This is a genomic window from Candidatus Poribacteria bacterium, from assembly GCA_021295755.1.
Taxonomy (GTDB): domain Bacteria; phylum Poribacteria; class WGA-4E; order WGA-4E; family PCPOR2b; genus PCPOR2b.
The window spans coordinates 524-4,349 of the sequence record JAGWBT010000128.1 but is presented as its reverse complement, the minus strand read 5'-3'; the positions used below and the strand labels follow the sequence as shown (position 1 = coordinate 4,349).

Genomic DNA, 3,826 nt, shown 5'->3' with positions numbered 1-3,826 from the left:
AGCGGCAGCGGCGGGTTTTCAGCGGCGATGGCAGCTAAAGCTGAAGGATTGAAGAACATTCTCTTGGTAGAGAAACGTCGCGTCGGGTACAGCTTATGCACGAACGAGGGCTGCATGCCATCTAAAACCCTGCTCGCTTCCGCGAGTGTGAAGCGCACCTTTGAAGAGAGTCCCAATTTCGGTATCACAGCCAGCGACCTACAGGTCAATTGGTCAACCGTGCAGAAACGTGTCCGAACCTTAGTGGAAGATGATTTTTTCTCTGCACGTAGGGAGGCGATCCTCAACGCATCGGTTGATATCGTAGAGGGTAGCGCGAGTTTCATCGACCCGCATACCATTCAGGTTGGCGATAACCGCTACACTGGAGAAAAAATCGTTATTGCTACAGGATCTACAGTTGACGTGCCCCCCTTGCTTGGCTTAAAAGAGACGGGATACATCACTAGTGATGAGGCACTCTATCTGGAACATCTCCCCAGCTCCTTGATTGTCATCGGAAGCGGATATATCGCTCTGGAGTTGGGATATCTTTTCCACAAGGTGGGGGTCGAAATTACCATGTTAGTTCGCAGCCCACGGGTTTTGAGACGCCTTGACCCGGATATTGGCTTTGAATTACAGGACCTGCTTCGGCGGGAAGGGATGAATATCCTGACCGAGACCAGCCTCAAATCGTTCGCACGCACGGAGAAGGGTAAGGAGGTACACTTCGTGCAGGGGGGTGAGGAGAAGGTGGTCTGTGCGGAAGAAATTATGGTAAATACGGGTCGCCGTCCCACGATAGATGATTTAGGCTTAGAAAAAACAGGCTTACTTCTCGGCGAAAAGGGTGAGATTAAGGTCAACGACTATATGCAGACCAATGTTCCACACATCTATGCAGTAGGGGATGTGACAGGCAAAGCGGCACTGGTTTATGCCGCTACGATGGAAGGGAAAGTTGCAGGGTTACACGCCTCCGGAAAGCGCGGCGTCAAAATGAACTACGACTTAGTCTCGAACATCATTTTCTCTCATCCGGAGATTGGCACCGTGGGTCTTACCGAGGCGGAGGCAAAGGCACAGGGATTGGATGTCATAACCGTGAAAACGCCGATGGAAGATATTGGCAAAGCCGTAGCAATTGGCGAAATAGAGGGCTTCGTAAAGATGATTGCCGAGCGACCTTCAGGTCGCATCGTAGGTCTACATATTCTCGGACCCCATGCGACCGATATTATGCAGATTGCGCTGCCGCACCTCTATCACAACGACACAGTTTTTGACATTCTAAATATCCCGTATCCGCATCCAACCCTTGGGGAGGCACTCAGCTATCCCGCAGAAGATATAGCAGATGAGCTGACTGCCGCCTAAGATACTGAAGGCTACGAGCCAGATAGTTCCACAAAAAGCACCCACATCGGGCTGTTCCCAACCGTATATGTTTCCAAATGCTGGAGTTCACCGCTCTGTGAGTCAATCCGGTAGGTAGCGAGTTTTCCCGACCCCTGGCCGCCGGCAAACAGAAAGTTCTCTGTCAAATCAGCCTAAACCTTCTCAGCATTCAGGCGTTTGCGTTTGTATTACTCAAGAGGGCTTATCAAGCGGTGAAAACCAACGACCTTGACGAAATGAAATTGACGGATACTTAATACTCCCGGCACATTACAATTTGGAATGAGTTATGGAAATTCCTTTGCTTTATGACATCTGCATCATATTCGGCTTATCAATTGGTGTTCTACTCATCTGTCATAAGCTGAGTGTGCCTTCGATTGTTGGCTTTCTCTTGACAGGACTGATTGCAGGACCTCACGGATTGGGTCTGATTCAAGCAGACCGTGAAGTCGAAATTCTAGCGGAAATTGGTGTCATCTTGCTGCTGTTTGCTATCGGCATCGAGTTTTCATTAAAGAATCTACTTCGGATTAAGCAATCGGTATTGATGGGCGGGTCGCTACAAGTTGGATTGACACTTCTAGCGGCGTTTGCATTAGCGCGGCACTTCGGTCAGGCGACCAACGAATCGCTCTTCATCGGTTGTCTCGCCGCTGTCAGTAGCACGGCGATTGTGATGAAACTGCTACAAGAGCGCGATGAAACACGAACACCACATGGGGGCACAGCATTGGCAATCCTGATTTTTCAAGATATCGCCATTGTTCCGATGATGCTGATCACGCCAATCCTTGCTGGACATCCGGGAGACATAAGCAGAGCGCTCGTTTTACTGCTGGCAAAGGGCGTGGTGATGATTGGTGTGGTGTTTGTTGGTGCAAAGTACGTCGTGCCGCTGATTCTATCACAGGCACTTCGAACGCGCAGCCGCGAAGTTTTCCTGTTGAGCGTTCTCGCCATCTGCCTCGCTGTCGTCTGGCTAACATCGCGTTTCGGCGTGTCTTTGGCACTTGGTGCCTTCCTCGCAGGGCTAATCGTCTCCGAATCGGAGTCGAGCCACGACGCACTCGGTCACATCTCACCTTTTCGGGATGTGTTCACCAGTTTCTTCTTTGTGTCCGTTGGTATGCTACTCGACTTTCACGTGCTATTTCAAAAGCCATTGTTGATTGCGGGGCTGACAATCGGTGTTCTGGTTGCAAAAAGCATCATTGCAGGAGGGGTGACTTCGATGCTAGGATACCCACTACGCACGGCGATTCTGGCGGGACTCACACTCAGTCAGGTGGGGGAATTTGCGTTTATTCTTGCAAAATCGGGTATCGAACACGGCTTGCTCAGTGACGCAAATTACAAACTGTTTCTCGCTGTTTCGGTTGCAACGATGGCTGCAACGCCATTTATCATCTCGGCAGCACCTCATATCGCCCGTGGGATATTACGATTGCCGCTGCCAAGACGACTCGTGTCAGGGTTGAGAACCATCGCTTCAACGCAGGATGTCGAGCAGACGAACCATGTTATCATTATTGGTTTTGGGGTCAATGGCCGAAACGTCGCAAAAGCGGCGCGGGCGGCAGACATCCCGTATGTCATCGTCGAAATGAATCCTGAAACCGTCCGGACGGAACGAGCAAATGGTGAGCCGATTTTCTACGGCGATGCTATTCACGATACCGTGCTTCGCCATGCGAACATCAAAGCGGCGCGAGTTGTGGTGGTAGTGATTTCTGACGACGCCGCCTCGCGTCGAATTGTCGCAACCACCCATGCCTTGAATCCAACGGCACACATTATCGCCAGAACGCGCCATCTTGCTGAGGTGGAACCGCTATATCGTGTCGGGGCAAACGAAGTGATTCCAGAGGAGTTCGAGACCTCCGTCGAAATTTTCACGCGGGTGTTGATGGAGTACCTCATCCCTCACGATCAGATTGAACAGTTCATTGCGGAGGTGCGGGCTGATGGTTATAAGATATTCCGTACGCTGCCCAAGGACGCGCCGCCCGTTTCCGATCTGAATGTGCATTTTCCTGACCTTGAGATTTCGGTCCTATGGGTCGATCCGAAATCACCTTTTGTTGGAAAATCGCTGGCAGAAATCGCTTTACGAGGGACATACGAGGTGACGGTCTTGGCAGTCCGACGGCACGAACAGATTTTAACTAATCCGCATGGTGAACTACGGATTGAGTTCGATGACGAAGTTTATCTGCTCGGAAGTCCTGAGAAAATCGCTCAGGTCGCCGATCTGTTTGATAACCCTGAAAGTCAAAACCCAACACAAACAGATACGGAGGATGTTTCATAGAATTGAGGAACGAGAATCCCAAGTCCTTCTCGACCTTCTTCAGCTGGGCTACTAGCCGGGTAACTCCACAAAAAGTACCCACATCGGGCTGTTCCCAACTGTATATGTTTCCAAAGGTTGGAGTTCACCGCT

At 50.7% G+C, this 3,826-nt stretch carries 3 protein-coding genes; 2 read left to right on the top strand and 1 reads right to left on the bottom strand.

What is annotated here, in order from left to right; all coding sequences use genetic code 11:
- On the top strand, positions 1–1,359 hold a 1,359-nt coding region (locus J4G02_17245), incomplete at its 5' end, for an NAD(P)/FAD-dependent oxidoreductase (GenBank protein ID MCE2396297.1).
- Between the two features lie 11 nt (positions 1,360–1,370).
- On the opposite strand, the gene J4G02_17240 is transcribed toward J4G02_17245, so the two are convergent.
- Complete coding sequence (locus J4G02_17240; GenBank protein ID MCE2396296.1) at positions 1,371–1,526, bottom strand: beta-propeller fold lactonase family protein; 156 nt, start codon at positions 1,524–1,526, stop codon at positions 1,371–1,373.
- A 143-nt stretch (positions 1,527–1,669) separates the two neighbouring features.
- On the opposite strand from J4G02_17240, the gene J4G02_17235 reads away from it, so the two are divergent.
- Positions 1,670–3,694: a cation:proton antiporter gene (locus J4G02_17235; GenBank protein ID MCE2396295.1), complete on the top strand. Its 2,025-nt coding sequence runs from the start codon at positions 1,670–1,672 to the stop codon at positions 3,692–3,694.
- The last annotated feature ends 132 nt before the right edge of the window (positions 3,695–3,826 follow it).